The sequence below is a fragment of the Endozoicomonas sp. SESOKO1 genome, from assembly GCF_024606265.1.
GTDB lineage: Bacteria > Pseudomonadota > Gammaproteobacteria > Pseudomonadales > Endozoicomonadaceae > Endozoicomonas.
Genome location: NZ_JAHHPP010000078.1, coordinates 24,434 through 48,391 on the forward strand (window position 1 = coordinate 24,434; position 23,958 = coordinate 48,391).

16 protein-coding genes are annotated in these 23,958 nt (G+C 50.3%); 9 read left to right on the forward strand and 7 right to left on the reverse strand.

Features of this window, described 5'->3' with window-relative positions; translation table 11 throughout:
- Positions 1-123: 123 nt before the first annotated feature.
- Entirely contained in the window at positions 124-1,866 is a 1,743-nt protein-coding gene (gene argS, locus KDK13_RS04360; RefSeq protein WP_257283707.1) for an arginine--tRNA ligase, read from the forward strand.
- A 160-nt stretch (positions 1,867-2,026) separates the two neighbouring features.
- Entirely contained in the window at positions 2,027-2,611 is a 585-nt protein-coding gene (locus tag KDK13_RS04365; protein ID WP_257283708.1) for a hypothetical protein, read from the forward strand.
- 90 nt (positions 2,612-2,701) lie between these two features.
- Here the strand turns inward: KDK13_RS04365 and dtd are convergent, their stop codons facing one another.
- Both dtd and pip read right to left on the reverse strand, forming a co-directional pair.
- On the reverse strand, positions 2,702-3,139 hold the full coding sequence (gene dtd / locus KDK13_RS04370) for a D-aminoacyl-tRNA deacylase (protein WP_257283709.1): 438 nt from the start codon (positions 3,137-3,139) through the stop codon (positions 2,702-2,704).
- A gap of 40 nt (positions 3,140-3,179) precedes the next feature.
- A complete protein-coding gene (pip, locus tag KDK13_RS04375; protein ID WP_257283710.1) occupies positions 3,180-4,133 on the reverse strand; it encodes a prolyl aminopeptidase in 954 nt (317 codons plus the stop codon).
- A 183-nt stretch (positions 4,134-4,316) separates the two neighbouring features.
- Here pip and KDK13_RS04380 point away from each other — a divergent pair, with 183 nt between their 5' ends.
- Positions 4,317-5,402: a hypothetical protein gene (locus KDK13_RS04380; RefSeq protein WP_257283711.1), complete on the forward strand. Its 1,086-nt coding sequence runs from the start codon at positions 4,317-4,319 to the stop codon at positions 5,400-5,402.
- A 62-nt stretch (positions 5,403-5,464) separates the two neighbouring features.
- Here the strand turns inward: KDK13_RS04380 and typA are convergent, their stop codons facing one another.
- The gene (gene typA / locus KDK13_RS04385) at positions 5,465-7,282 is read right to left on the reverse strand and encodes a translational GTPase TypA (RefSeq protein ID WP_257283712.1); all 1,818 of its coding nucleotides are present in this window, start codon (positions 7,280-7,282) and stop codon (positions 5,465-5,467) included.
- 253 nt (positions 7,283-7,535) lie between these two features.
- Here typA and KDK13_RS04390 point away from each other — a divergent pair, with 253 nt between their 5' ends.
- On the forward strand, positions 7,536-9,182 hold the full coding sequence (locus KDK13_RS04390) for a CyaA/EF/ExoY family adenylyl cyclase toxin (protein WP_257283713.1): 1,647 nt from the start codon (positions 7,536-7,538) through the stop codon (positions 9,180-9,182).
- 405 nt (positions 9,183-9,587) lie between these two features.
- Here the strand turns inward: KDK13_RS04390 and KDK13_RS04395 are convergent, their stop codons facing one another.
- Positions 9,588-10,217 (reverse strand): hypothetical protein, encoded by a 630-nt coding sequence (locus tag KDK13_RS04395; protein ID WP_257283714.1) that lies wholly within the window; start codon positions 10,215-10,217, stop codon positions 9,588-9,590.
- A 538-nt stretch (positions 10,218-10,755) separates the two neighbouring features.
- Here KDK13_RS04395 and msbA point away from each other — a divergent pair.
- From msbA to KDK13_RS04410, 3 genes are all read left to right on the forward strand, one after another.
- A complete protein-coding gene (msbA, locus tag KDK13_RS04400; protein ID WP_257283716.1) occupies positions 10,756-12,576 on the forward strand; it encodes a lipid A export permease/ATP-binding protein MsbA in 1,821 nt (606 codons plus the stop codon).
- A 283-nt stretch (positions 12,577-12,859) separates the two neighbouring features.
- Entirely contained in the window at positions 12,860-14,302 is a 1,443-nt protein-coding gene (hldE, locus tag KDK13_RS04405) for a bifunctional D-glycero-beta-D-manno-heptose-7-phosphate kinase/D-glycero-beta-D-manno-heptose 1-phosphate adenylyltransferase HldE (protein ID WP_257283717.1), read from the forward strand.
- A 228-nt stretch (positions 14,303-14,530) separates the two neighbouring features.
- Positions 14,531-15,892, forward strand: a complete 1,362-nt coding sequence (locus KDK13_RS04410) for a phosphatidylinositol-specific phospholipase C domain-containing protein (protein ID WP_257283718.1) — start codon at positions 14,531-14,533, stop codon at positions 15,890-15,892.
- 100 nt (positions 15,893-15,992) lie between these two features.
- On the opposite strand, the gene KDK13_RS04415 is transcribed toward KDK13_RS04410, so the two are convergent.
- Together KDK13_RS04415 and KDK13_RS04420 are read right to left on the reverse strand one after the other, a co-directional pair.
- Positions 15,993-16,826, reverse strand: a complete 834-nt coding sequence (locus KDK13_RS04415) for an aldo/keto reductase (protein WP_257283719.1) — start codon at positions 16,824-16,826, stop codon at positions 15,993-15,995.
- Positions 16,823-18,085, reverse strand: a complete 1,263-nt coding sequence (locus tag KDK13_RS04420) for an FAD-dependent oxidoreductase (protein ID WP_257283720.1) — start codon at positions 18,083-18,085, stop codon at positions 16,823-16,825. The genes KDK13_RS04415 and KDK13_RS04420 overlap by 4 nt, the downstream gene beginning before the upstream one ends.
- Positions 18,086-18,282: 197 nt before the next feature.
- Between KDK13_RS04420 and KDK13_RS04425 the strand changes: the two genes are divergently transcribed.
- Positions 18,283-20,982 (forward strand): hypothetical protein, encoded by a 2,700-nt coding sequence (locus tag KDK13_RS04425; protein WP_257283721.1) that lies wholly within the window; start codon positions 18,283-18,285, stop codon positions 20,980-20,982.
- 9 nt (positions 20,983-20,991) lie between these two features.
- Complete coding sequence (locus KDK13_RS04430) at positions 20,992-22,653, forward strand: IucA/IucC family protein (RefSeq protein WP_257283722.1); 1,662 nt, start codon at positions 20,992-20,994, stop codon at positions 22,651-22,653.
- Positions 22,654-22,697: 44 nt separating this feature from the next.
- On the opposite strand, the gene KDK13_RS04435 is transcribed toward KDK13_RS04430, so the two are convergent.
- Complete coding sequence (locus tag KDK13_RS04435; RefSeq protein WP_257283724.1) at positions 22,698-23,702, reverse strand: CNNM domain-containing protein; 1,005 nt, start codon at positions 23,700-23,702, stop codon at positions 22,698-22,700.
- Positions 23,703-23,958: the final 256 nt, after the last annotated feature.

The following is a 23,958-nucleotide window of genomic DNA, read 5'->3' on the forward strand; positions in this document are numbered from 1 at the left end:
CAGCCTTACGGATATAAGTTCAAGCACTGCTATTAGAATACGCGCTTCTCTTGAGACAAATGGCCTTTTTCGATAGCATTCCCGCCATTTAAATACCAGCGAGTTTCAACCAAGGACTCATGCATGAATATTCTCAAGCTGCTTGAAGACAAGGTCATCAAAGCGCTTATTGCTGCGGGTGCTCCAGAGGATACCCCGGCCATGGTTCGTCCCGGCACACGGGCGAACTTTGGTGATTACCAGTGCAACGCCGTAATGGCTGCTGCCAAGAAAATGGGCATGAACCCAAGGGAACTGGCGCAAAAAGTGATCGACAATCTTGACCTTGACGGCATTGCCAGCAAGGTTGAGATTGCCGGCCCCGGTTTTATTAATATTTACCTCGCCCCCCAATGGCTGGCCAGCAGTCTTCAGTCTGCCGTTAACGATCCCCGGGCTGGTGTTGCACAAACCGGCAACAAACAAACCGTTGTCGTTGATTACTCAGCACCGAACGTCGCCAAAGAGATGCACGTTGGCCACCTGCGCTCCACCATTATTGGCGACTCAACCGCAAGAACCCTTGAGTTTCTTGGACACAAGGTGATCCGCCAAAACCACCTGGGTGACTGGGGTACTCAATTCGGCATGTTGATCGCCCACCTGGAAGAGCTTGAGAAAGAGAGCCAGGAAGCCATGAGCATGGAGCTTTCTGACCTGGAAACGTTCTATCGCGAAGCCAAGAAGCATTTTGATGACAACCCTGACTTCGCAACCCGCGCCAGAAGCTATGTAGTCCGCCTCCAGGCCGGTGACGAGTACTGCCTGAAACTGTGGAAAAAGCTGGTGGATGTCACCCTGTCACACAACCAGGATACCTACGACCGTCTGAATGTCTCACTGACCGCTGATGACGTGATGGGGGAAAGCGCATACAACGACAGCCTCCCTGTCATCATCCAGCTGCTGGATGAAAAAGGACTGTTGAGCGAAGACGACGGTGCAAAGGTTGTCTTTCTGGATGAGTTCAAAAACAAGGATGGTGACCCCATGGGCGTCATTGTCGAGAAGTCCGGTGGTGGTTTTCTCTACACCACCACCGACCTGGCGGCTATTCGTCACCGCTGCCATACCCTGAACGCTGATCGCGTTCTCTATTACGTGGATGCCCGCCAGGGACAGCATTTCGACCAGGTATTCACCATTGCCCGCAAGGCAGGTTTTGCTTCTGAGCATGTGTCGCTTGAGCATCACGCCTTTGGCATGATGCTGGGCAAAGATGGCAAACCGTTCAAGACCCGCGCCGGCACCACCATAAAACTGGCAGACCTTCTGGATGAAGCGGAAGAACGGGCAGCCGCCCTGATTGCCAGCAAATCCGGTGACCTGTCTGAAGAGCAGAAGGTGAATGTGATCCGCTCAGTGGCCATTGGCTCGGTGAAATACGCTGACCTGTCCAAGAACCGCACCAGTGACTACGTCTTCGACTGGGACAACATGCTGGCGTTTGAGGGCAACACAGCACCGTATCTGCTCTATGCCTACACCCGGATCATGAGCATCTTCCGCAAGGCTGGCATCAGCGAGTCTGACCTCACCGGGGACATCCTGATCGAGAACGATGCTGAACGGGAGCTGGCCCTGCAGCTGTGCCGCTTCAGTGAAACTATAGAATCCGTTGCCAGAGAAGGACTGCCACATCAATTGTGCGCCTACCTGTACGACATCTCCGGCGCCTTTATGAAGTTCTATGAAGCCTGCCCGGTTAACAAGGAAGGTGTTTCTGAAGCCCGGCGCAACAGCCGCCTGCAGATCTGCGCGCTCACCGCCAGAACCCTGAAGCTGGGCCTCGGCCTGCTGGGCATTGAAACCGTCGAGCAGATGTAATAGCCTGATACCCGCCTGGCACCCTTCGAAGCGATCAAGTGTCAGGCTCCCTCCCACGTCACCCACAATTATTTTGCCCCACAAGTCAACATTGGCGGAACTTTTCCAGAATCTCGTAGTCTAGAACAGTAGTGCAGAGAGATATCTAAGGAGATTAACCATGAGTGGTTCTGCCATATTCAACGGATTAGCTCAAGCTGCAAGGTCGTTTACCAGCAAACTGGCTCCTTTGGCTCGACCTGCTGCAGTGATGGCCGCCGGATATTTTGGCGGAGGCGTCGGAGCTCAATTTGGCCCCTGGGCTGTGAAGACCGTAGTTAATCATACTACAACCGGCTTATTTGCCCGGTTCTTTTACCGACAGTCATTAAATGCCGCGTTTGGACAATATTTTTATCCTGCTGGCCAACTGGCAGGTTCCAGTATTGTCGCTGTATGCCCGGGACCTGGCAAAATTGCAGGTGCAGTTCACAAGCACTTTCACAATCGGAACTATCAAGCTGAACTTCGCAGAATTCAATTCGACGAAAAACTGTTGAAGGTGAATGAAACGGAAGATGGCTTCATGAAGTGTTCTTACAAAGTCCCCGTTGACCTGTCAACCTACAGCATCGTTGATAAACAGGAAGCTGACAGCTTGCCAAGACTGCCAATACCTTCTTCTGGCAAGTGTGACCAGTTTGAAATGACTACTTACAAAACAGCTAAAACCGATGGTTCCGGAGTGATGGAAACGGCCCTGTAACATTAATAATTAGCTTGTGGACTGAATCTTCATGCCTCTGTTAAACAGGCATGAAGATTCGTTTTGTTTCCCTGAATTCTGAAATTTGACCTAAGACTCCAGAAGAAACGTAACAGGACCATCATTGAGCAGTGAAACCTTCATATCGGCACCAAAACGGCCTGTAGCAACATTCGGGTGCATATTGTTAGCACGTTCAACAAAGTAGTTGTAAAGCTGCTCCCCCTGCTCAGGAGATGCTCCGGAACTGAAGCTGGGTCGTAACCCTTTACAGGTATCCGCAACCAGGGTGAACTGGGAAACAATAAGCAAACCGCCACCCACATCTTTCAAACCAAGGTTCATCTTGCCCTGGTCATCACTGAAAATCCGATATTTCAGCACTTTTTCCAGCAGTTTGTCCGCCAGAACCGGGTCATCCCCTTTTTCAATACCCAGCAATAGCAGAATTCCGGAACCAATTTCTCCAACCGTTTCCCCATCCACCACCACGCTGGCATGCCTGACCCGCTGAATCAAACCTTTCATCGATACATCTCGAGTTTTTCCAATAAACGAAGCCAGTCTTCTATGGAGCCAGTCTTCGGGCAAAATCATCCGTTGCCCTGACCAGCGCATCCACAATGCCCGGCTCACAGGAGGCATGACCAGCATCCCGGATAATCTGTAAATCTGCTTGCGGCCAGTGATCCGCAAGGGCCTGTGCATTATCAAGCGGACAGATCATGTCATAGCGCCCATGGACGATCACGCCGGGAATGGCGGATATCAGATTCATCTTCTCGATAATCTGATTCGGGTTAATAAAGGAATTATGTTTAAAGAAATGACACTCTATCCGCGAAAGGGATAAGGCCAGGTGCGGGTCGGCAAAGTGATCCACCAGTTCATGGTTGGGTCGCAGGGTTGCCGCATTCCCCTCCCACAAAGACCAGTGCTTGGCAGCATTCATTCTGGCCAGCTCATCCTCGCCAAACAGCCGCTGATAATACGCTTCCAGAAGATCGCCTCTCTCACCCTCGGGTATCAGCTCAAGGAAGTGCGCCCAGTGATCCGGAAATACTCGGCTGGCTCCCTCTTTGTAAAGCCAGTCAAGGTCCTGCTGCCGGGAAAGAAAAACCCCCCGGACCACCAGTCCTGACACGCGCATCGGATGGGCCTGGGCATAAAGCAACGAGAGGGTTGAGCCCCAGGAGCCACCAAACACCAGCCACTGCTCAACCTCAAGGCTTTTGCGAATCAGTTCCATATCTTCAATCAGAGCGGTGGTGTTGTTCTGCTTCAGCTCAGCATGGGGCCTGGAGCGTCCACATCCCCTCTGATCAAAAAGGATAATCCGGTACTTTTCCGGATCAAAAAAACGGCGATCCCGCTCTGTACAGCCGGCCCCTGGCCCTCCATGGACAAATAGAACCGGTATCCCATCCTGAGAGCCACACTCTTCAATGTATACCTCATGAATATCATCAACTTGCAGGTGCCGGGTAGCGTAGGGCTTGATGGCAGGATACAGGGTGCGCATGGAAAATCCTTTCAGGAAAACACCAGAATAATGCTTTACCTTAACCTTAAACGGTTATTGCAGCAAAGGGCGCTTCGTCACTCTCATAAACATAACTTGAACTAATTTGCCGACAGCCTGTCTGAGACCTGTAAGGCTGACCTTTATGAAGATGGTAATAAAAACAGCGATAGTCCGAAGCATATGAAATACCTGTCAGGCAGAGAAATTAAAACAGTACTGGTCTTTTTGATTGGCCTTATGACAATACCGGCGGGAGCTTACCAATACTTCTCTGATGACGATCAAATAATGGTTCAGCAGTGGGTGGATAAGGCAGGCTTAAAAATTTACATAACCAATCCTGATAAAACCCAACAGAATGATCGCGGGCAATACACCCGAGAGACTTTACAGGCCCTGCATACAACCCGACCTGAACAGTTTTATCGCTACCTTTCACAACTTTTTATTTCGGCGGGCACAATGGAGGTGAATGAGCTGAATCAACTGCTCAAGCCGGTACTGAATTTAAATAAAAAAGAGGAAACCGTCTTTGACACCTTCATCCTTGAGCAGGATAAACAGGGTCTGGCTGGCTGGTTGAACCATTACACAGAGTTGGAAAAACGTCTTGCCAATGATGATCAGCTTTACTCGGCGTTGTTTGAAGCGTTAACCAGAACCGTCATAAACAATACTCAACATTGCCCTGAAATCTTAACCCTGGACCATTTCAAGGGCGTCAGGGAAAAACGGCGAGCTGTTTTGCAGTGCATAGCCCTATCGTTGAATCTGTATATTGTTGATATTGATATCAGCCACAACCGGATACTCACTTCCAGAATACTGGGTCCCGGGCCTGTCAGCACCGATCTGACCTCCTCGCCAGCGGTGATTCTGGACAATAGTGAATACTCGTTCTCAACCCTTCTTAAACTCTACGACAACCCACAAATCATCCCGGTCATATTACTCACCTCACCATTGGAAAACGGTTTTCTGGTCTCTCACCGAATGAGCCAGAAAACCAACAGGCCCCCGGTATCACCTCTGACAAATTCCGACATTGCAAAAATGCGGCAGCGCTATCAGGCTGACAAAGGCGACCGGGTCAGACATGAAAAGAACCGACACTTTTTATCGGTGGGGAAACGTGACCCGCACTGGCTGGAAGGCTGGATTGCATCGCCGGGTTATACGATTGCAGCATGCCTTGTAATTTCGGTGATTATTACCCTGGTAGCGACCATGGCCCCATACCCCGGCAATCCCTGGCTAGGGGCATAAAAAACCCCGCTCAGCAATCAGGCGGGGTCCTGCAACGACAATATTTCAATTATTCGCCAGTATTACTTCGAGCGACTTGCACGCTTGCGCTCATGCTCCTTCAGGAACTTTTTGCGAATACGGATATGGTTAGGCGTCACCTCAACCAGCTCATCATCATCAATAAACTCCAGGGCCTGCTCCAGAGAGTGACGAACCGGGGGCGTCAGGATGATATTCTCATCGGTGCCTGCGGCTCGAACGTTAGTCAGCTGCTTGGCTTTGGTCGGGTTTACCGTCAAATCATTATCGCGACTGTGCAGGCCGATAATCTGGCCTTCATAGACGTCAACGTTAGGGTTAATGAACAGGCGGCCACGCTCCTGCAAACTGAACAGGGCATAAGCCAGAACCTTACCATTCACCATGGAGATGAGAACACCGTTATTGCGCTGGCCAACTTCCCCACCCTTGACTTCGCCATAGTGATCGAAGATGGAGGTCAGGATACCGCTGCCTGACGTCAGGGTCAGGAACTGGGAACGGAAACCGATCAGACCACGGGCAGGCATAATGAAATCAAGACGCACACGGCCTTTGCCATCCGGCACCATATCCTTCAGTTCAGCACGGCGCTGGCCAAGCTCTTCCATAACCGGTCCCTGGTGCTGTTCTTCAATGTCCACCACCACGTGCTCAAAGGGCTCCTGTTTAACGCCGTCGATTTCCTTGACCACCACCTGTGGACGAGAAACCGCCAGCTCAAACCCTTCACGACGCATGGTTTCAATCAGAACGGACAGGTGCAGTTCACCACGACCGGACACCTTGAACTTATCCGCATCATCGCCCTGCTCAACACGCAGCGCTACGTTGGAGATCAGTTCGCGATCAAGACGCTCACGGATATTACGGGAGGTAACAAATTTGCCATCCTGACCCGCAAACGGCGAGTCATTCACCTGGAAGGTCATGCTCACTGTTGGCTCATCGACGGTCAACGGAGGCAGCATTTCAGGACATTCCGGATCGCAGATCGTGTCAGAAATGTTCAGTTTATCAATACCGGTAATGCAGACGATATCACCGGCACGGGCTTCGGCCACTTCAACACGCTCAAGGCCCAGATGCCCCATCACCTGCTGCACTTTCGCCTTACGCTGTTTGTTGTCGCGATCCACCAGCACAATCTGCTGGCCAGGCTTAAGCACACCACGGGTGATACGGCCGATACCAATAACACCGACATAGCTGTTGTAATCCAGAGCACTGATCTGCATCTGGAAAGGACCGTCAACATTGACCGGCGGTGAAGGCACACGCTCGGTAATCATCTCAAACAACGGCGTCATGTCATCGGCCAGATGTTCCGGATCATGGCCGGCAACACCGTTCAGCGCGGAGGCGTAAATAACCGGGAAGTCCAGCTGCTCATCCGTTGCACCGAGACGATCAAACAGATCAAACACCTGATCCATAACCCAGTCAGGACGAGCACCCGGACGATCAACCTTGTTGATCACCACAATCGGGCTCAAGCCCTGTTCGAAGGCCTTCTGGGTAACAAAGCGAGTCTGGGGCATCGGACCATCAACGGCATCCACCAGCAGCAGAACCGAGTCAACCATGGAGAGTACACGTTCAACTTCACCACCGAAGTCAGCATGCCCTGGGGTATCCACGATATTGATATGGAAATCCTGCCACTCAATCGCCGTATTCTTGGCCAGGATGGTAATGCCGCGCTCTTTTTCCTGGTCATTGGAGTCCATGATCCGCTCAGCGCCCTGATCCTTGCGGCCAAGGGTACCTGACTGCTGCAGCAGTTTATCCACCAGCGTGGTCTTGCCGTGGTCTACGTGGGCAATAATGGCAACATTTCTTAACTTATGAATTTCCAAGGATCACTAAACCTCTCAATCTGAATTTTTAAGAAGTATGTGCACATTTTTGTACACAATTTCTAAATCTGTTATGCCTGAAATGCGACAATTAAAATGGCAGCCATGCTATCTATCTGGCCTTTGTGACGCAAGCTTTAAAGACCCCTATATTCACCAGACTTCACTGGGTATAAACACTCAGGTCACATCGATTAAATTAACAATAGGAATCTGTGGATAACCGACCCTCTAACGGGAGCAGGGATTGCCGATGCAAAGCATTGATGGTTTCGCTCGCAAAGGGATGAACTGGGGAAGGCTGTTTACCATGGCCAGAAAAATTAGCACAGATACATCAACTCAATATCCAGCTCAAGAGAACAAACGCAGCCCGGTCAAGGGTAACAGCCAGGGTGTTTTTGCCAATACCCGGCAGGTATCTCCGATCACCGGGACCAGTGATACTTATATTGGCAAGGGTGACAGGCCAGCGAGTCGGATAAATTCACCAAAAAGCCTCAGTGATTCACTGATCACTCTGGCTGACCCTGTGCAGCAACCTACCTCCCGGGACAAAGTGATTACCGGCCTGCAACGGGTTGCAGCACACTCCCTCCAGGGGATTCCCCATGATCTTCTGAGCAGGCTGAAAGAGGCTGCCAATAACCGCGGCGCCGCACTGTTTACCCGACCTGTGGAACCGGTCTGTCGCACCCTGATTGATGAAGGGTGGCCCACCAAGCATTTCAGGATCAAGGGAAAAAGCAGTAACTGGGGTGCCCAGGCGGGCACCATTCCAGTACTTCAGCAGTACAGCAAACTGGCCCTGGACAATAACAGTAAAATAGAGAAATACAGCAAGCTGGCAGAAAAGTGCCTGAAAGAGGTGGATCGCAACGGCAACCAATACGCCCAGTCTGTGCCATTAAGAATCAGCCAGGCCCGCGTTGAGGAGCTTGAGCGCAATGGCTATCTGTATCAACGCAATGAACAGGTCAATGAACACGGTGCCCGGTGTCTCTATTTCAAGACACGGGCCTGCCATCGCAGTGACGGGCCTGAACATACCCAGTTGTTGATAAGGGAACCCGATGGCCAATGGGCTGTCTACGACGCTGATCAAGTATCTCCGGCTCCTGTCATGGTGATTGCGCAGCCAGCAACCGGGCCGGGCAAGGCAGCGCAGCCAATGACCGCAGATATTGATCCGCTGATGGAGGTTTTTCCCCAGGAGAGCCTGGATCTGGGGCGTTTGGACCGATTACCCATACCGTTGGTATCAGACCAGGTTGTTATCCGGCAGGTAGACAAGTACCGGTCGAGAACGCAGAAATCCTTTGCTGCCGGGGCAATATCCAAAGCGGTGTTGCAGGAGAGACTGGCAGGCTATGACCTGTTGGAAAAAAAACTGCTGAACGATTTTTATTCGGTAAAAGATGAATCCGGGCAGACCCTCTTCAGGGAGGATCCGGATATGGGGAATGTGTCAAACCGAACCCGGGATATGGTTAGCTATTACGAACGGGCATTAGGCAGGAAACACCGGGTTATTCATCACAATGTTGATGTTCATAGCCTGGCCACTGATGAGCAGGCAAATTACCCCATTACCGCTTTTCTGCCAGCCTCATTAAATATGGCAGAAGGGATCTGCATGATTTTCAATGAAGAGCAGTTTCACGCTGTTCTTGGTGAGCTGATGAATCGAGGTTATGCAGTCCAGCAAAATCCACTCTGGAAAGCCCGTCCAAAAAACAACAATTTTCTCAATGCCAGGGCCAGCGTGGCAGCCAGTATGAACGCTTCATTAATCGATCCTGAGAAATCAGAGGGAGACTCAATAACGGATCTTTCCGATTTCAGCGACAGTGATTCTGATGATTCTGGCTTTGATCCCCGCGAGCCTGGCCGGGAATAGACTTGTGTCAGCATGAGCTCCTGTTATAGCGAGACGTTTCCGGACACCTTTTTACGTTACCCTGGCAAGTTTTTCTTGCTCAGGTGTTGGATAGAATTGTTCTTTGCAGGCACGTTTTAGTTTCACATTTACGCCTTGTCACACATTCTGAAAATATACATCAAAAATAATCACTGCTTCGGAACACTGTCAAACTCGTATATCAAGCACTTATCCGACGGGTATGAAAAACACGAATTGGCACAAAGGGTTTTATGCTTACGCAAGAACTCAGCTGGACTCATTCCCACGCATAGCATGGGAACGAGGGGATGTGGGTATTGGCACTTTTCTGTAGTAGTGCCTTTTAAGGTTTATGGTTGCTACATTACGCAGCAATCAGCTCCGCTCATTCCGACCGCTGACTCAAAACGGATAATTCACGGCCAACCCGATTTCATCTACGCTAACCACCACACCATAACGCGGCCCGGTATCTGCCGGCCCCTGTATCAGATCGGAGAGTATAGCTCCGGCAAAGCTGCCCAGCGCATCGGCCAGCAGGTCGTTTTTATCGAATTTATTGTTGTCTTTCCGGTCATCAGCGAGTTCCTTGAGAACACCCGGCACCACTCCGATCCCGGTGGCCAGGGCAATCCGTCCCCAGCGATGCCCGGTGGCGATATCCAGCTGTCGCAGGCCAAACTCACTGACAGCCCCCAAAGCCATGGAGATGCCGAAGTGCTGTTTCTTGTCGTCATCAATACTGCTGCTGGCCAGCCCGGCAGCACTGGCAGCGCCAATACCGGCGATCCACCACACGCTGTGGTTATAGCGCTCTTGCGGGTAATCTTCATACCGGTAGTATTCATCTCCAGCCGGTTCATCGTCGGCATAACCGGACACAGGTGATGCATAATTCTCGGGAGGAGCGCTGTAAGACTCGGCATAAAGTGCGGGAGAGCAGATCAGGGTTGAGAGCAGCAGGGCCTTCTTCAGGTTATGTCCAATGCTTTCTCTGCGGGCAGAACCATTCCTTTGATGTTTGTGCTTCATATGACATCCTTGTTTACAACCAGTCGACATGAATCCGGCAAACCCGGGACAGAGGCGTTCATGGCCAACAGGCTCGGGCATTAACTCACTGGATTCACCGCAGGCGGGACAACAAAAACCGCAATAAGTAATAAGATGAAGGACAACACAATCTTCATTGCTTACGTTCTCAGCTTAGGAAGGAAGATGAACGCAATGGCCGAGAACTGAATGGCTGACAGTTGTAACCGGATAAGCTGACTTTTTTCAGTGGTGAGTGGTGCTGGCGTGATGACTTTTTATGGCAGGCCGGTTCAAAGCGTCATACCTGGCTATGGCAGGTAATTTTTTGACAGTCCTGATTATTGTCACAATAGTTACTTAAAGAGTTACTAAAAGGCTTTCTAAATGGCTGATTTCGCTGTTATCCTCGCGGGTTGATCTTGATTTTTATACTTATGCCGCCAGAACGATCTTCCCCGCCAGACTTTTCATTCAGGGGAAGCGGCAGTTACGCTCATGGCAATGTCTGTCCAGAGCCGGAAAATGATCCTATACCATGTCAGAACAAAACCTTAATGCTGGCAGTCTGCAGGTTTACCTTCGACTGCTGACTTACGTAAAACGCTACGCGGGGTATTTTGCCCTGAGCCTCCTTGGCCTGGCCATTTTTGCCCTGACCCAGCCCGCCTTTGCCAAGCTTCTTGAATACTTTGTCCAGGCACTGGAAGGTGAAGAGGTTACCCTGCTGCAGAACTGGGAATGGCTTGCCAGCTCAGGTATCTCATCAATCTGGCTGATCCCGGCCCTGATGGTTATCATCGCCATCGTCCGGGGTATCGGCTCTTATCTGGGTAATTACTACATCTCCAAGGTCGCGAACTTTGTTATCCATGACCTGAGAACCGAGATGTTCGAGCGCATGATCAATCTGCCCAATGCATTCTTTGATAACCACAATTCCGGTCACCTGATTGCCCGCATTACCTATAACGTCAGCCTGGTGACTTCGGCGGCTACCGATGCCATCCGTGTTGCCGTCCGGGAAGGGTTGACCGTTGTCTTCCTGCTCAGTTTCCTGTTTTACACCAGCTGGCAGATGACCCTGATATTTATTGCCGCACTGCCAATCATTGCCATGGTGGTTGCCTATGCCAGCAAACGTTTCCGCAGGATCAGCAGAAATATTCAAAATTCCATGGGTGATCTCACCCACGTGACCTCGGAAACCATTAATGGCTATCGGGAGGTCAGGGGGTTTGGTGGTGAAGATTATGAATGTGACCGCTTCCGGGCTTCCAGTGCAGCCAATACCCGCCAGAACCTTAAGCTGGCTAAAGCGGGTTCGGTCCATACGCCGATTCTGCAATTCATTGTCTCCATAGCCCTTGCCCTTTTGCTGTTTATGGTGCTGTTTGTCAAAGGTGACTCAACCACAGCAACCCTGGTGGGTTATGTGACGGCAGCAGCCCTGTTACCGAAACCGATCCGCCAGCTCAGTGAAGTGAATGCCAATATCCAGAAAGGCATAGCGGCAGCAGAAAGTATTTTCGACATGGTGGATGAAACACCAGAAGCCAATAATGGCCAGTACAACTGTGACCGGGTAACCGGATGTGTTGAATTCAGGCAGGTTGGTTTTACCTATCCCGGTGCTCATTCACCCGCACTGAAAGACATCAACTTCACCATTAAGCCCGGACAAACCTACGCCCTGGTCGGCCGGTCCGGTTCCGGAAAAAGCACCCTCGCCAATCTCGTTCCCAGGTTTTATAACCATACCGAAGGCGATATCCTGATTGACGGTGTCTCCCTGAATGACTTTGAATTGAGAAACCTGCGCAGCCATATTGCCCTGGTCAGCCAGAACATCACCCTGTTCAACGATACCGTCGCCAGAAATATTGCCTATGGTGCCCTTGGGGATACTGCTGATGAGGAAGATATCCGCCTGGCCGCTGAAGCGGCCCATGCCACAGGGTTCATCAAAGACATGTCTGATGGTATTCACACGCTTGTTGGCGAAGATGGCGTACTTCTCTCCGGCGGCCAGCGTCAGCGTCTGGCCATCGCCCGTGCGGTGCTTAAAGATGCGCCAATCCTGATTCTGGATGAAGCAACCTCAGCCCTGGATACGGAATCCGAACGCCATATACAGGCAGCCCTGGATGACATCATGAAAGGCCGTACCACCCTGGTGATTGCCCACCGCCTCTCAACCATTGAGAATGCCGACTGCATCCTGGTGATGGAGCATGGCCGAATTATTGAGCGGGGTACTCATACAGAACTGCTGGCGAAAGGCGAGCATTACGCCAAACTGCACAAGATGCAGTTTCAGGATGAACCGCCTGTTGCCGTACAGCAGATCCCCACTTAAACGTCAGGTTGCTGATGGATTGATTGATGATATTGATAAGGTTGGACGTCACACGATTAATGTTCTCCCTCTCTTACGCAGCAAAAATCATCTATGGTAAAGTAGCGAATTTACCGTGAAACAGCCGTACAGCTCCCAAATTCAGAAACGTTAAACGAGAGGCATAATGTGTACCTGTGTGTGCTACCCAGCCTGTAAAAATACCCGTCATATGACGTTAAGGTAAGGATCGCACGGCTGTGATAAGGTAAGAAACTGTCATTAATCTGACTGGACATCATTGATGAAATTGACTATTCCCCGTTTTGATCTGGCCAAAGTCCTGGTAATTGGCGATATCATGCTGGATCGATACTGGCATGGTGCCACCTCCCGGATTTCACCGGAAGCGCCGGTGCCTGTAGTCAAAGTTGGGCAGATAGAAGACCGCCCCGGTGGAGCAGGCAATGTTGCACTCAACATTGCCACACTGGGCGCACCGGCATGGGTTATCGGTGCAACCGGTGATGACGAAGCCGCAGATACTCTTCAGACCCGACTCGAGGCCGCAGGCATTTACTGCAGCTTTGCCCGAATCCCGGGCGTGCCGACCATTACCAAGTTACGGGTCATTTCCCAGCATCAACAATTGATTCGCCTGGACCATGAGGAGACCTTTGATGGCCTGAGCCCCGATGTCATTGAAGAAAAAGCCGCCCGCCTTATCCACAACCTGGGCGCTATTGTCCTTTCTGATTACAGCAAAGGCACCCTGCAAGGCAGCCAGCAGCTGATTCGTCTGGCCCGATCCCATAATATCCCGGTACTCGTTGACCCCAAAGGCAGCAGCTTTGAACGCTATCGTGGCGCAACGGTGATAACGCCCAACCTGAAAGAGTTCGAGACCATTGTTGGCCCATGCCGCAGCGAAGAAGAGCTGGTCAAGAAAGGCCAACAACTGTTAAAAGAGCTTGAGCTGGGAGCGCTGCTGATTACCCGCAGTGAACACGGCATGACCCTGATCCGGGAAAATGAGCCTGAAGTTCACTTCCCGGCAAGGGCAAGAGAAGTCTTCGATGTAACAGGTGCCGGAGATACGGTCATATCAGTACTTGCCGCCTCCCTGGCCGCGGGCTGTGATATGCCCCAGGCAGCAGGTCTTGCCAATATTGCCGCAGGCATTGTTGTTGGCAAGTTGGGCACCGCCAGTGTTTCCATGCCAGAGCTGAGGCGTGAAGTAAACCGGGAGTTGGGTGCGGAAAGAGGGGCCGTTTCAGCAGAACAGTTGATGGTTGCCATTGAAGATGCCCGGGCCCATGGCGAAAAGATCGTATTTACCAATGGCTGTTTTGATATCCTCCACGCTGGCCATGTTGGCTACCTGGAGCAGGCGCGCAAGCAGGGGGACAGACTGGTTCTTGCCATTAATGGCGATGCGTCTGTCACCCGCCTGAAAGGTGAAGGGCGCCCGATTAATCCTGTGGACCGACGGATGGCAGTACTTGCTGGTCTGGAAGCGGTGGACTGGGTGGTCAGTTTTGATGAAGATACACCGGAAAACCTGATTCGGGCAATCAAGCCGGATGTACTGGTAAAAGGTGGCGACTATTCACTGGATGAAGTGGTCGGCGCCCCCATTGTTCATGAATACGGTGGTGAAGTAAAAGTGCTGGCTTTCCTGGAGAACTGCTCAACTACGGCCATTGTGGATAAAATCCGCGATGAAAAAGAAGCCCAACCTGCCTGATGATTGCCCGGGGGAGTCCGTAACCAGCATGCCCCCCCTGAACTCCCAAGCCTCCGATCTTCTGAATAGTCTGCCGGGTATTGCCTGACAGACTACCCCCTCCTCTACTATGCTGACCGTCTGACGTGACGGTATCCACAGGATCCCACTGTTCAAACAACAAGTACTTATTAACCGGACTTATCAAGGGTCGATATATCGATCAGGCCCATGCTTGAGAAATTACCCGTGGTTACACGATGGATCGTTTCCCTGATCTTAATGGGAACAACATTATCATCCTCTGGATTTCAGGAAGATAAATTCTGTCTGGACAATCAACTCACTCAAGTTTACTCGGCACTGGCGAGCAACGTTGCCATCGGCATCACCATTGAAAGCAGTGGAAATACGATTTTTCCCGCTAATGGGAAGCCAATGACATTGAAACGTGGCCAGCGGTGGTGCCGTGATATCCAGCCGGAAGAGCGCCTGGTCATTCATGAGTCCCGATTTTTCAACCGGCTCGTCAAAAAATGGCACTTCAGAAAAGCCTTCCCCACCTCATTATTAAAAGGGATCCGTATCGAATTCGGCAAATCGGGACGTGTCAGTGAACTCTATGGTATCAACCTGGTGCAGGATTTTGATGCTACCGACCCGTTACCACAACCCAACCAATGGATGGCCGAACTCTATCAAAGTTATGACGCGCCACTGAATCAAATATGTATTCCGGGTACCCACGACAGTGGCAGCTATGACATTACCCCTTTCTCCGATGAAGATCCTTACATGTGGGAAAGCTTGAAGCAGTTGTTTGATTATTATTCTGGAAGCTATTTATTGACGCCCTTTAAAGAACTGGTTCGATGGTGGGCTGTAACCCAGGGGCTAAACACCTATCAACAGTTTGCGGCAGGTGTTCGCTACCTTGACATTCGCCCCAGAAAGATCAATGGCCAGCTGGTCACTGTCCACGGGCTTGCGGGTGCATCCATTGATAATATCATCCTTGATATCAAGCAGTTTCTGAACGAAAACCCCGAGGAAATCATTATTTTTCATATTCATGAGGCCTTTGGCATGATGCAGGCTGATATCGATGAATTATTTCAGGCTTTACATGCCAGTTTTGGCAGCAGCATTGCTCCCCCAAAGATGAGTCCCTCAAACACTATTCAACAATTCCAGAACAGCGGCTACCAGATTATTGTGATATCCACGCTTCATTCAGCCGTATTCTCTGGCTGGCCAACTGACGCGACACTGTCCAACCGCTGGCATAACAAAAACCGCCCCTACCCACTACTGGACAGTATTGCCAACAATCTGGAGCATCGTAACAACAACCAACTTCATATTACCCAGATGACCATGACAGAAAGCCCGGATGATCTGAAGCAGGGTGCAGTCCCCGGGCAACCATCCAACCTGCGATCATTTGTCAGAACCTTACGCTACCCATCCGGATTTTTGCGCTATGCGGCTAACGCGGCCCGCAGCCACAATAACCGGGTGAATATAGTGACCGTTGACTTTCCAGAGGACGATTATATTTATTCAGCCTGCATGCGTGAGAACAGGATGGACCAACAGTTAACCCAGTGAAATCTGATACCCTGATTCAGTATTTTACGAAGCTCGCGAAATTCTCCACCCATAGCGCAGAGCGCCTGAAGCATGGGAGCCTCCGTAATAAATAGAAGCTTTACCACCGACAGGCTTTCAGACACGCCTCTACATTCTGTTGCATATGAACAGGATTGATGGTGCCCACGATAGCTGAAGAAACCGCCGGGTGTGAAAAAACCAGCTTCATACTTTCCAGAACGGGATTCTCTTTAGCAAGATGGCCAGACAGACAGGCATGACCACTGGCAAAGGCTTTCTTGATAAAGATTCCTTTTCCATGTTCCAACGCATAGTCCAGGACCGGCTTCTCACCCTGTTCATTCAGGTTATAGGTCACCATGGCAACGTCGGAATGCTTCAGCGCCAGAACACCACCGGCAACGGTTTTGGTGGACATACCCGAAGCGAGGATTTTCCCCTCTTTTTTCAGGTCAGCCAGCACTTCCAGGCAGCCGGTCTGCTCTATGATATTGACATCATCACCATTGGAGTGGACCAGCATCAGCTCAATCACATCAGTATTCAGGCGTTTCAGGCTTCGCTCAACACTGAACCGGATATGCTGCTCCGAGAAATCAAAATAAGACTCACCCTGGCCATTTTCAACCGCGACAAACTCTTCGCCAACCTTGCTGCAGATGACCCACTGTTCACGAAGCCCTTTATGTCTTGTAAATAACTGGCCAAGACGTTCTTCACTGGCACCATAGGCTGGAGCCGTATCCAGCAGGTTCATGCCAAGATCATGAGCCAGACCAAGCAGATCAAACATTTCACGGTCATCAGGAATCGTAAAACGTTCCGGGTACTTTACGCCCTGATCCCGGCCAAACTTGACGGTGCCGAAACCCAATGGCGATACTTCAAGATCAGTACCGGCTATCTGCTTTTTATCAAGACGCTGGCTCATGATGTCTTCCTCTGTTCAAAATGCCCTTGCCAGAAGTTTGGGCAGATCTCAGGCCGGGAAAATCCTTCAGGCACAGAGAAGCTTCCTTCATCGGCCGGACGAATATCATCCTCCTGCAGCAACCGAATCACCTCATCGGAGAGATTGGGAGCCAGTGCCAATTTCGTCGGCCAGGTCACAATAGCATTGGCAACCGGCTGACAGAATGCCGCATCCGGGCGAAGCAGGCGGCTTTGTTTAGGCTCAGCACGATTGACCCGCAGGGTATCCCACTGCGCCCGACTCAGGTCTACCCAGGGCAACAACGCTTTCAGCTCTTTTTTCGCTGTGGCAATCAATACCTCAGCAGACTGTTTGACACCATCTTCCGCAATGCCTCCGCCGAGATACCAGACCCACTTCCCATCCTTATCCGGATGGCTGGTAATGGTTATTCTCGGCAGTGGTGTTGTGCCAAGGCAGTGGGCAAAGATGGGTTCAGGATGCTCATGGCGGACCATCACCATCTGCAGGGGACGCACCTGCATTTTCGGATCAATAATACCCCAGGTATTCAGAAGCGCCTCAGTGCCTTCACCGGCAGCCAGCACAAAGCGTTTGGCTTTTAGGAGGGTTTTGTGGCCGTTGTTATTGGGAGAGGTATTAAGAGAGGTATCAACTAACTCAACAGCATCAATTTCACCCTGAGCATCCGTTAACAACCGGGCATTTCCCTGTTCGCTCCAGTCTACTTTAATCGTTTTGTCTTCCAGACCGTTGACCAGGGCCTCAGTGACAGTAGCGATATCCAGAACAATTTCATTGAGCTGATATACCTTTCCGCGGAAACCATCATGCTTGAAAATGGCTGGGAACTGTTCCCTGGTTAATGCATCAACCCGTCCACGAAGCGCTTTGCTGGCAAAGAAAGAGGTCATCCGAGAGCCTATATCACCCGGCGACCAGAGGTAGTGGTATTCAGACAGGATACGGGCCGAACGAAGATCCGGATCGGCCTCCCCGCCCTTGCCAGCCAGGGCATTACGCCAGCGCTCCGGCATACCGGCAATGGCCTGGGAAGCATTGGTTAACTGTCCGGTTAATGTGTATTTTGTGCCGCCATGGACAATGCCCTGGGATTTTATGGTCTGGCCACCACCCAGGGCGTTCTGCTCCAGCAACAGGGCCCGATAGCCCAGGGTATTCAACGTGCGAAACAACCAGAGACCGGCAATACCACCACCAATCACCACCACATCGGCTTCAACAGTATGAGACATAATTGAATTCAACTATCTGGGACAACCTGAAATGGGCGGGATTATAACATAGCTGACCCTATTAGTAGTCAGGCAGGAAAAACGGTGATCAACAGTTGTACTCATGACCAGTGACTGATGAGCGCAATAGTACTCAAGAACTTTTTATCAATTCCCGGGTCAATGAATTCAGTTGCCGAATGAATCAGGATGTATCCATGCCTCATATCAATTCAATACCCTTCATCGCTACCCCTCCACCACTTCCATTCGCTGCAGGGGCGCAAGGGGCAGCATCCTCTCCCGATACGGATCAATCATTGGCCGCAGCCATGGATAGGCCACAGGAACCCCGGGAATCCATCGCTGATATTGATTATGGAACTATTGTTCAGCAAATTATCAGTACATCAAACCTGTCAGGAACCTGGTCACCGCAAAGCATTGAACATCTCACGCAATGCCTTGACTTAAAAACCCGGGCCAAAGTCATCACCCTTCTTGAAGACCCATCAACATTCAGGCAGCTGCAACCATTGCGACAACAAACTGCCGGGCATATGGAGTACCTCCTGAATTTTTTTCATGAGCATGGAGGGGATGTCAATTCGCTAGAAACAGCCCTTGCCAACCAGGTTGACCAACAGGCAGAGAAAATCGCCACCATTGAGAAACGAAAGCTGATCAGCCATTGGCTGCACTGGGACCAGCATGAAGTCGATCAGTTGGCCGACAGCACTCTGGCTGCCACCTATCGGGAGTGCAAAAGTGATAAGCACCTGGCAGATAGCACCAGGATCAGGCTCTCCCATCTGATCGAACTTGCTGACATACCGCCGGAGTTCAGGGAACAGTATACGGTAGACATTGGCTACCAACAGGCTCCCCATGAGACTGAAGGGCATTTCCTGATTAGAGTACCCGATGGCAATTATGCCCTTGGCTATGGTTTTTTTGATCTGCTATTCAGCCAGAACCTCCTGCAGGATGGAGATGCTGATTATGATGGAAAAACCGGATTCTCATTAACCAAAGATCAGACTGTCAAGCTTAGTCAGCATTTAGAAGAATTAAACAAATGGTATGACGATTTTTTAGGCATAGTCGGTGATTTGCTGGGGGTGGATGACCCCATTTCAGGGGATAGCGCTGATCCTTTCGTCAGCATCGGAAAAAAATCAACGGCTGAAATCCTTATAAACCCGATACGTATGAACACAGCATGTCTGCGTTTGATCAGCCCTTCACCTCCGACGCTGCCTTTTTTGCTGTTCAATACGCTTTCCATCAACCTTGAGAATCATGATGACAAAGACTTTTTAAAGGGTAAGTTTGAAGCAATTTACACAGAACTTGAGATGTATGGTGCTAACGGAGAGCCCAAGCAGTTTCTCCGTGGGACCTATAGCACCAATCTGAATGTTGGACAGTTAAGGCTCATTTGTCCGCACCTCAATAAGTTATTAAAGCTTCAGCAATTACTGACAGAGGTTACGGGCACCAGAAGCCTGCGCACCGCCATCGACTTATTCAGGGAACTGGGTGTAAGCGAACTGGATTCCATTAAAAGCTATAAGACAGCGTTACTCTATGAGATTTACCAACAAATAAAAGGTACCAACAGTCATCAGGTATTACTTTCTATTCAAAACGCCTTGACGAATCTCCAACACATTTCAGGGATTGAAGCGAAATCGATTGAACTCTGTCATGACCTGTTACGGCATCACTCAGTATGCTATTTCAGGAAACCGGCGAATCAACCGGTCATTGACGAGGAACAACTCTACGCTGTCTATGGTGATAGTGACAGGGATGTCAGGTACGCAGGCAGACAGATTCACAGGAATATCAGGGCGCTGTGCCAGACACTCCGGAATTGCCATGCGTACCAGCAATACAAAGCCAGCAACCCCGGTATTGATGGGGCATTAGCCGCACTGGAAAGAAACTTTATCCTGCGGCTTAATCGCTATTCAGGCATGCGTGACCAGGGCCACAGTGGCCGCAGGATGGTTGACGAGGCTGTCGAGTATTTTGAACTGTTTGTCAGCCAGTTATTTTATGCAGAAGTCTATAACCTGACCGACAACTCCATCAGCAATGCCCTGAATAACCTTGCTGCCATTGTCGGCAACGATTTGGAAGGGTGCAATGAAGGTTTCTCCGGCAGGATACAGTCATTGTTACTGCCGTTGGTTTGTGGCAGTAACAGCAAGATAAAGGATTCTATTCAGCAATTTTTGCAAGACAGCGTTACAGCATCCCTTGCCAGTGCCATCGGAAACAGTTACGAATCCTCCATGGCCGCCCGCTGTCAGGAGCAAGTTAACCGCTTTGTCGGGTTGTCCATCGCCGCTGGCCCGGCCCGGGCTGATGCGTATGAGAACCTTACTTATGGCAGTAAGCAAACCATCAGCCATCTTTTGCATTCCCACTACACCCCGGTTTCACTGTATCAACACGCTTACCGTTTTGTATCCGATGAGTTCTGGCGTCTTAATCACGAGAGAAGTGATGATGGCATTTATCAACTGATGCACTTGCTCGGTTTTGGGCACTCATTGGGTGCTGATCATGAGGCATACCGGGAAGACCTTGACCGGCGATACCGGGTAAGGGGCAGTGCCCTCAATCGCTGGCAATATGCACTCTTTCAGCAGGACCTGCCCAGGCACCTGGTTGGCTATCTGGTCAAGGAGCGATACCTGGAAGCGAAACGTACCCATGAGAACGATGGACTGTATATCCACCGGGAAGCTTTACAGGTCAGTGATAGCGATCAAATCGCCCCACCACGACGTACATTTGCCGCTGGCGCCGCAATCGAATCCCGAGCTTCAGAAGCTAACCGTCAATTTGGTTTTCAGCCAGAGAGCAGGATGACCCAGGCTGGATACAGGGTAGAGACTTCATAGGATAGAGTGATGATAGCGGCCGCAACTGGTAACCCACGCGTATACCCTGCACCGACAGAGGCGGAAAAGCGTTCACTCCCTGTCGACAATCAATCATCTGAACGGGAAAGTTTATCGCTTATTGATCAGTTATTTCAGACTGACATCCAGTCCTGCCGGGAACAAATGAACAGCAGCCCCCTCTGGAATACTTTCAAGGCACTGCCAGATACCTTCCTGGCGTATATATACGCTGAAAAAAACCGACTGGCGATGGCCGAAGAGAGTCGGTACGTTGTTGATGACAATCAACAAATCGTTGCCGGTTTTCATCATGGGTATGAAGCCAGCGATGATCAGTATCATCCCGGCACTTTCCGTCCTTTTATGATAAAAGGCTACTGGATTCCCTGCTCTGAAGGAAAACGGTTTCAGCTTCGGCAAGGCCTTTGCTCAATCACGCGCACCGTCGAGAGCCAGAATCAAATCCTGTATCTGGTACACCCGAAATCCACCACGCTGTTTGCTCCCCTGACACGAAAATATCAGCATACACAGGTTGATGTTCCCGCTTTGGCATTGAGTTCATTCAGAACCTTGTTGATAGCCCTGCCCGTCGGCAGCACAACAGAATTTGCCATGGTCAAAGTCAGCCTGAATGAAAAAATAGGGGGGGTCCGCAGGTTGCTTGTGCAAAAAGAGTGTGCCGCCAGCGTGGCGGCTTCGGCGGTATTAAACAATAAACAAACAGGGAAGTTTACCTGCCTGGAAGAAAATTTGTCTTTCGTCCCTGATGCCCGCCTGCTTGACCTGGAAGAAGAAGCCGTACATCTATCCGGTGCTGGTATGATCCATAGGCCTGTTCCGGAATTATTCACGACTGAGGACCACTATATTATTCCACTGTATGCCCTGTTTGGTATAAACAACTGGCCTTTGCTCAATACCCTGATTGAACAAAGTCAAAAAACGCCGACCCTGTTTATTACCGACACATTGCTCAGGCCCATTGCGGAGGAAATGGTCGATCATATTTACAGCCAGCGCTTTTATCTTGAGTTCCATGGCCAGAACGTATTGCTGAAGCTCGATAAAAACGACTTATCTGTCATTGATTTTATCTACCGTGACATGGGCGGCGTGAACTGCCGTCTGAGTGACGTCCAGCTAAAACAACTTCCGGAGCATCTTCGTGACCATGCCCAGTACTGGGAACCGAACTTTATTTCCGATGCCGCGGTAATCATGGAGGGTATCGCCAAAAAAGTACTGTTTAACCTGACGAAAGTTTTTTTCAAATCAGAACCCTACAATAGGGATCCGGAATTTTGCCACTGGCGTGCAAAAATGACAGTCCATGGCTACCAGGATAACTGGACCCTGCCAGGAGCCGATGGGTGCACAGATAAACATCGAACACGCCATACCCCGGATACTTTTTACCGCTATGGGTATTATGAAAAAATATTTGCCCGGGAACTGCTTGAGGTGATGTCCCGCCATGGTATTTTCCTGAACATCAAAAGGACATGCCCTGGCTATGACTACGCATTTTTCATGGACAAAATAGGCCGCATCGATTCCTGTGACACACCTTGCGTAGAGTTTGAGTGGTTTTCTGAACTTGTGAAAATGACCCTTCCGCACTACTACCAGCATCAGGACGCATACTCCCGAAGAAAGAATAGATGAATGAGGCTACAGCCAGTTAACAATATCTGTCGCCTGATTCGAAATCAGCGCAGTAAAGCCTGGTACAACTTTTTCGCAGTGACAATACGGGTCTGTTCTACCGTCTCTCCCAAAAGCAGGATAATGGATGCCCTGGCCTTATGAAGCGCTGCCATTGCTTCATGCAGTGAGGTTTCCGGTGCCAGATTAATGGTTTTTCTCATCAGTTCGCCCACTGGAATATCGGCTTCTTCATTGACCAGACAACGGGCAATATGCCGATACAGAACAATGCCGGAAGGTCTGCCATCGGTGAGAACCACATAACGCTTACAGGGAGATGAACGAATCATCGCCTCTGCTGAAGCGACCGTTGCATCGGATGTAAGACAGACGGCGGGTATTGAGTGCTCAACCAGCTCGGTCAGCTGCCGCTGGTGGGAGGTAAGCACAGCATCAGCCAGTTTTCGCTGACGCTTGCCAATCACCCCACGCTTATTGTAATGCTTGATAATGTTCCGTAGCTCATCACTGCTCCTGGCCTCCTCAACAGGCTTGGGTAAAAGCCGGGTCCAGACCAGGGCCAACAACAGTACGGGCCTGGTCACTGTATAGATGAGATGGATAAATGGTGAACACCTGGCGACGACCCTGTCGGCAATCTGCACTGCCAGCAGTTTTGGCAGTACCTTGGCAAATACCAGCATAAAATAGGCGAGCATTGCCGTAAAAACGGCCATCCAGAGATCGTTAAACTCCCTGGCAGCCAACGCTCCAAGAAAAGTGCTGCCAGCAATACTGATCAAAGTACTCAACAAAACGATCGCTGACAGGTGCTCCCGCTTTTTCTGAAAGACTTTCTGGATAGCCGCTTTATTGTCAGGCCTTTTGCACAGGATCGTTACCAGCCTCAACTCATCAACGGCTACCAGAGATGATTCAAGAAGTGATAAAAAAGCAGTAGCAGCGACAATCAGGCACGCAAAAAAAACGACCAGGAGCATCCATACCTCCAGAAGAACAGCACAGCAAACAGTCTGGGCGGGGGAGCTGGCAGGACCTGCCAGCATCAAAACAACACCGGTAATACATTGTTTTCGACCACTTTTCTTCTTAATTTATAACCTTTTTTGCCTGTGCGACAACCTCTTGATCAAGCCTGACTAAAGCAGGTACCGTTTTCTGCCCCATCCTTCGGCGAATCAGGAAAAATTGAAGTGCCTGGCAAAAAGAACCTGATTTTCCTGAAGCGCGTATATCTGAACAATCATTTTATTTAAAATAAAATTCGAATATAATTCGATTTTTATTCAGGAAATTATATCT

What these genes read in the sequence shown, in the direction of transcription:
- KDK13_RS04380 (WP_257283711.1), top strand. Translation starts at nt 4,317, where the DNA reads ATGAAATACCTGTCAGGCAGAGAAATTAAAACAGTACTGGTCTTTTTG.
- pip (WP_257283710.1), bottom strand. Translation starts at nt 4,133, where the DNA reads ATGCGCACCCTGTATCCTGCCATCAAGCCCTACGCTACCCGGCACCTG.
- KDK13_RS04435 (WP_257283724.1), bottom strand. Translation starts at nt 23,702, where the DNA reads ATGCTGGCAGGTCCTGCCAGCTCCCCCGCCCAGACTGTTTGCTGTGCT.
- KDK13_RS04395 (WP_257283714.1), bottom strand. Translation starts at nt 10,217, where the DNA reads ATGAAGCACAAACATCAAAGGAATGGTTCTGCCCGCAGAGAAAGCATT.
- msbA (WP_257283716.1), top strand. Translation starts at nt 10,756, where the DNA reads ATGTCAGAACAAAACCTTAATGCTGGCAGTCTGCAGGTTTACCTTCGA.
- KDK13_RS04420 (WP_257283720.1), bottom strand. Translation starts at nt 18,085, where the DNA reads ATGTCTCATACTGTTGAAGCCGATGTGGTGGTGATTGGTGGTGGTATT.
- hldE (WP_257283717.1), top strand. Translation starts at nt 12,860, where the DNA reads ATGAAATTGACTATTCCCCGTTTTGATCTGGCCAAAGTCCTGGTAATT.
- KDK13_RS04415 (WP_257283719.1), bottom strand. Translation starts at nt 16,826, where the DNA reads ATGAGCCAGCGTCTTGATAAAAAGCAGATAGCCGGTACTGATCTTGAA.
- KDK13_RS04390 (WP_257283713.1), top strand. Translation starts at nt 7,536, where the DNA reads ATGCAAAGCATTGATGGTTTCGCTCGCAAAGGGATGAACTGGGGAAGG.
- KDK13_RS04365 (WP_257283708.1), top strand. Translation starts at nt 2,027, where the DNA reads ATGAGTGGTTCTGCCATATTCAACGGATTAGCTCAAGCTGCAAGGTCG.
- KDK13_RS04425 (WP_257283721.1), top strand. Translation starts at nt 18,283, where the DNA reads ATGCCTCATATCAATTCAATACCCTTCATCGCTACCCCTCCACCACTT.
- dtd (WP_257283709.1), bottom strand. Translation starts at nt 3,139, where the DNA reads ATGAAAGGTTTGATTCAGCGGGTCAGGCATGCCAGCGTGGTGGTGGAT.
- KDK13_RS04430 (WP_257283722.1), top strand. Translation starts at nt 20,992, where the DNA reads ATGATAGCGGCCGCAACTGGTAACCCACGCGTATACCCTGCACCGACA.
- argS (WP_257283707.1), top strand. Translation starts at nt 124, where the DNA reads ATGAATATTCTCAAGCTGCTTGAAGACAAGGTCATCAAAGCGCTTATT.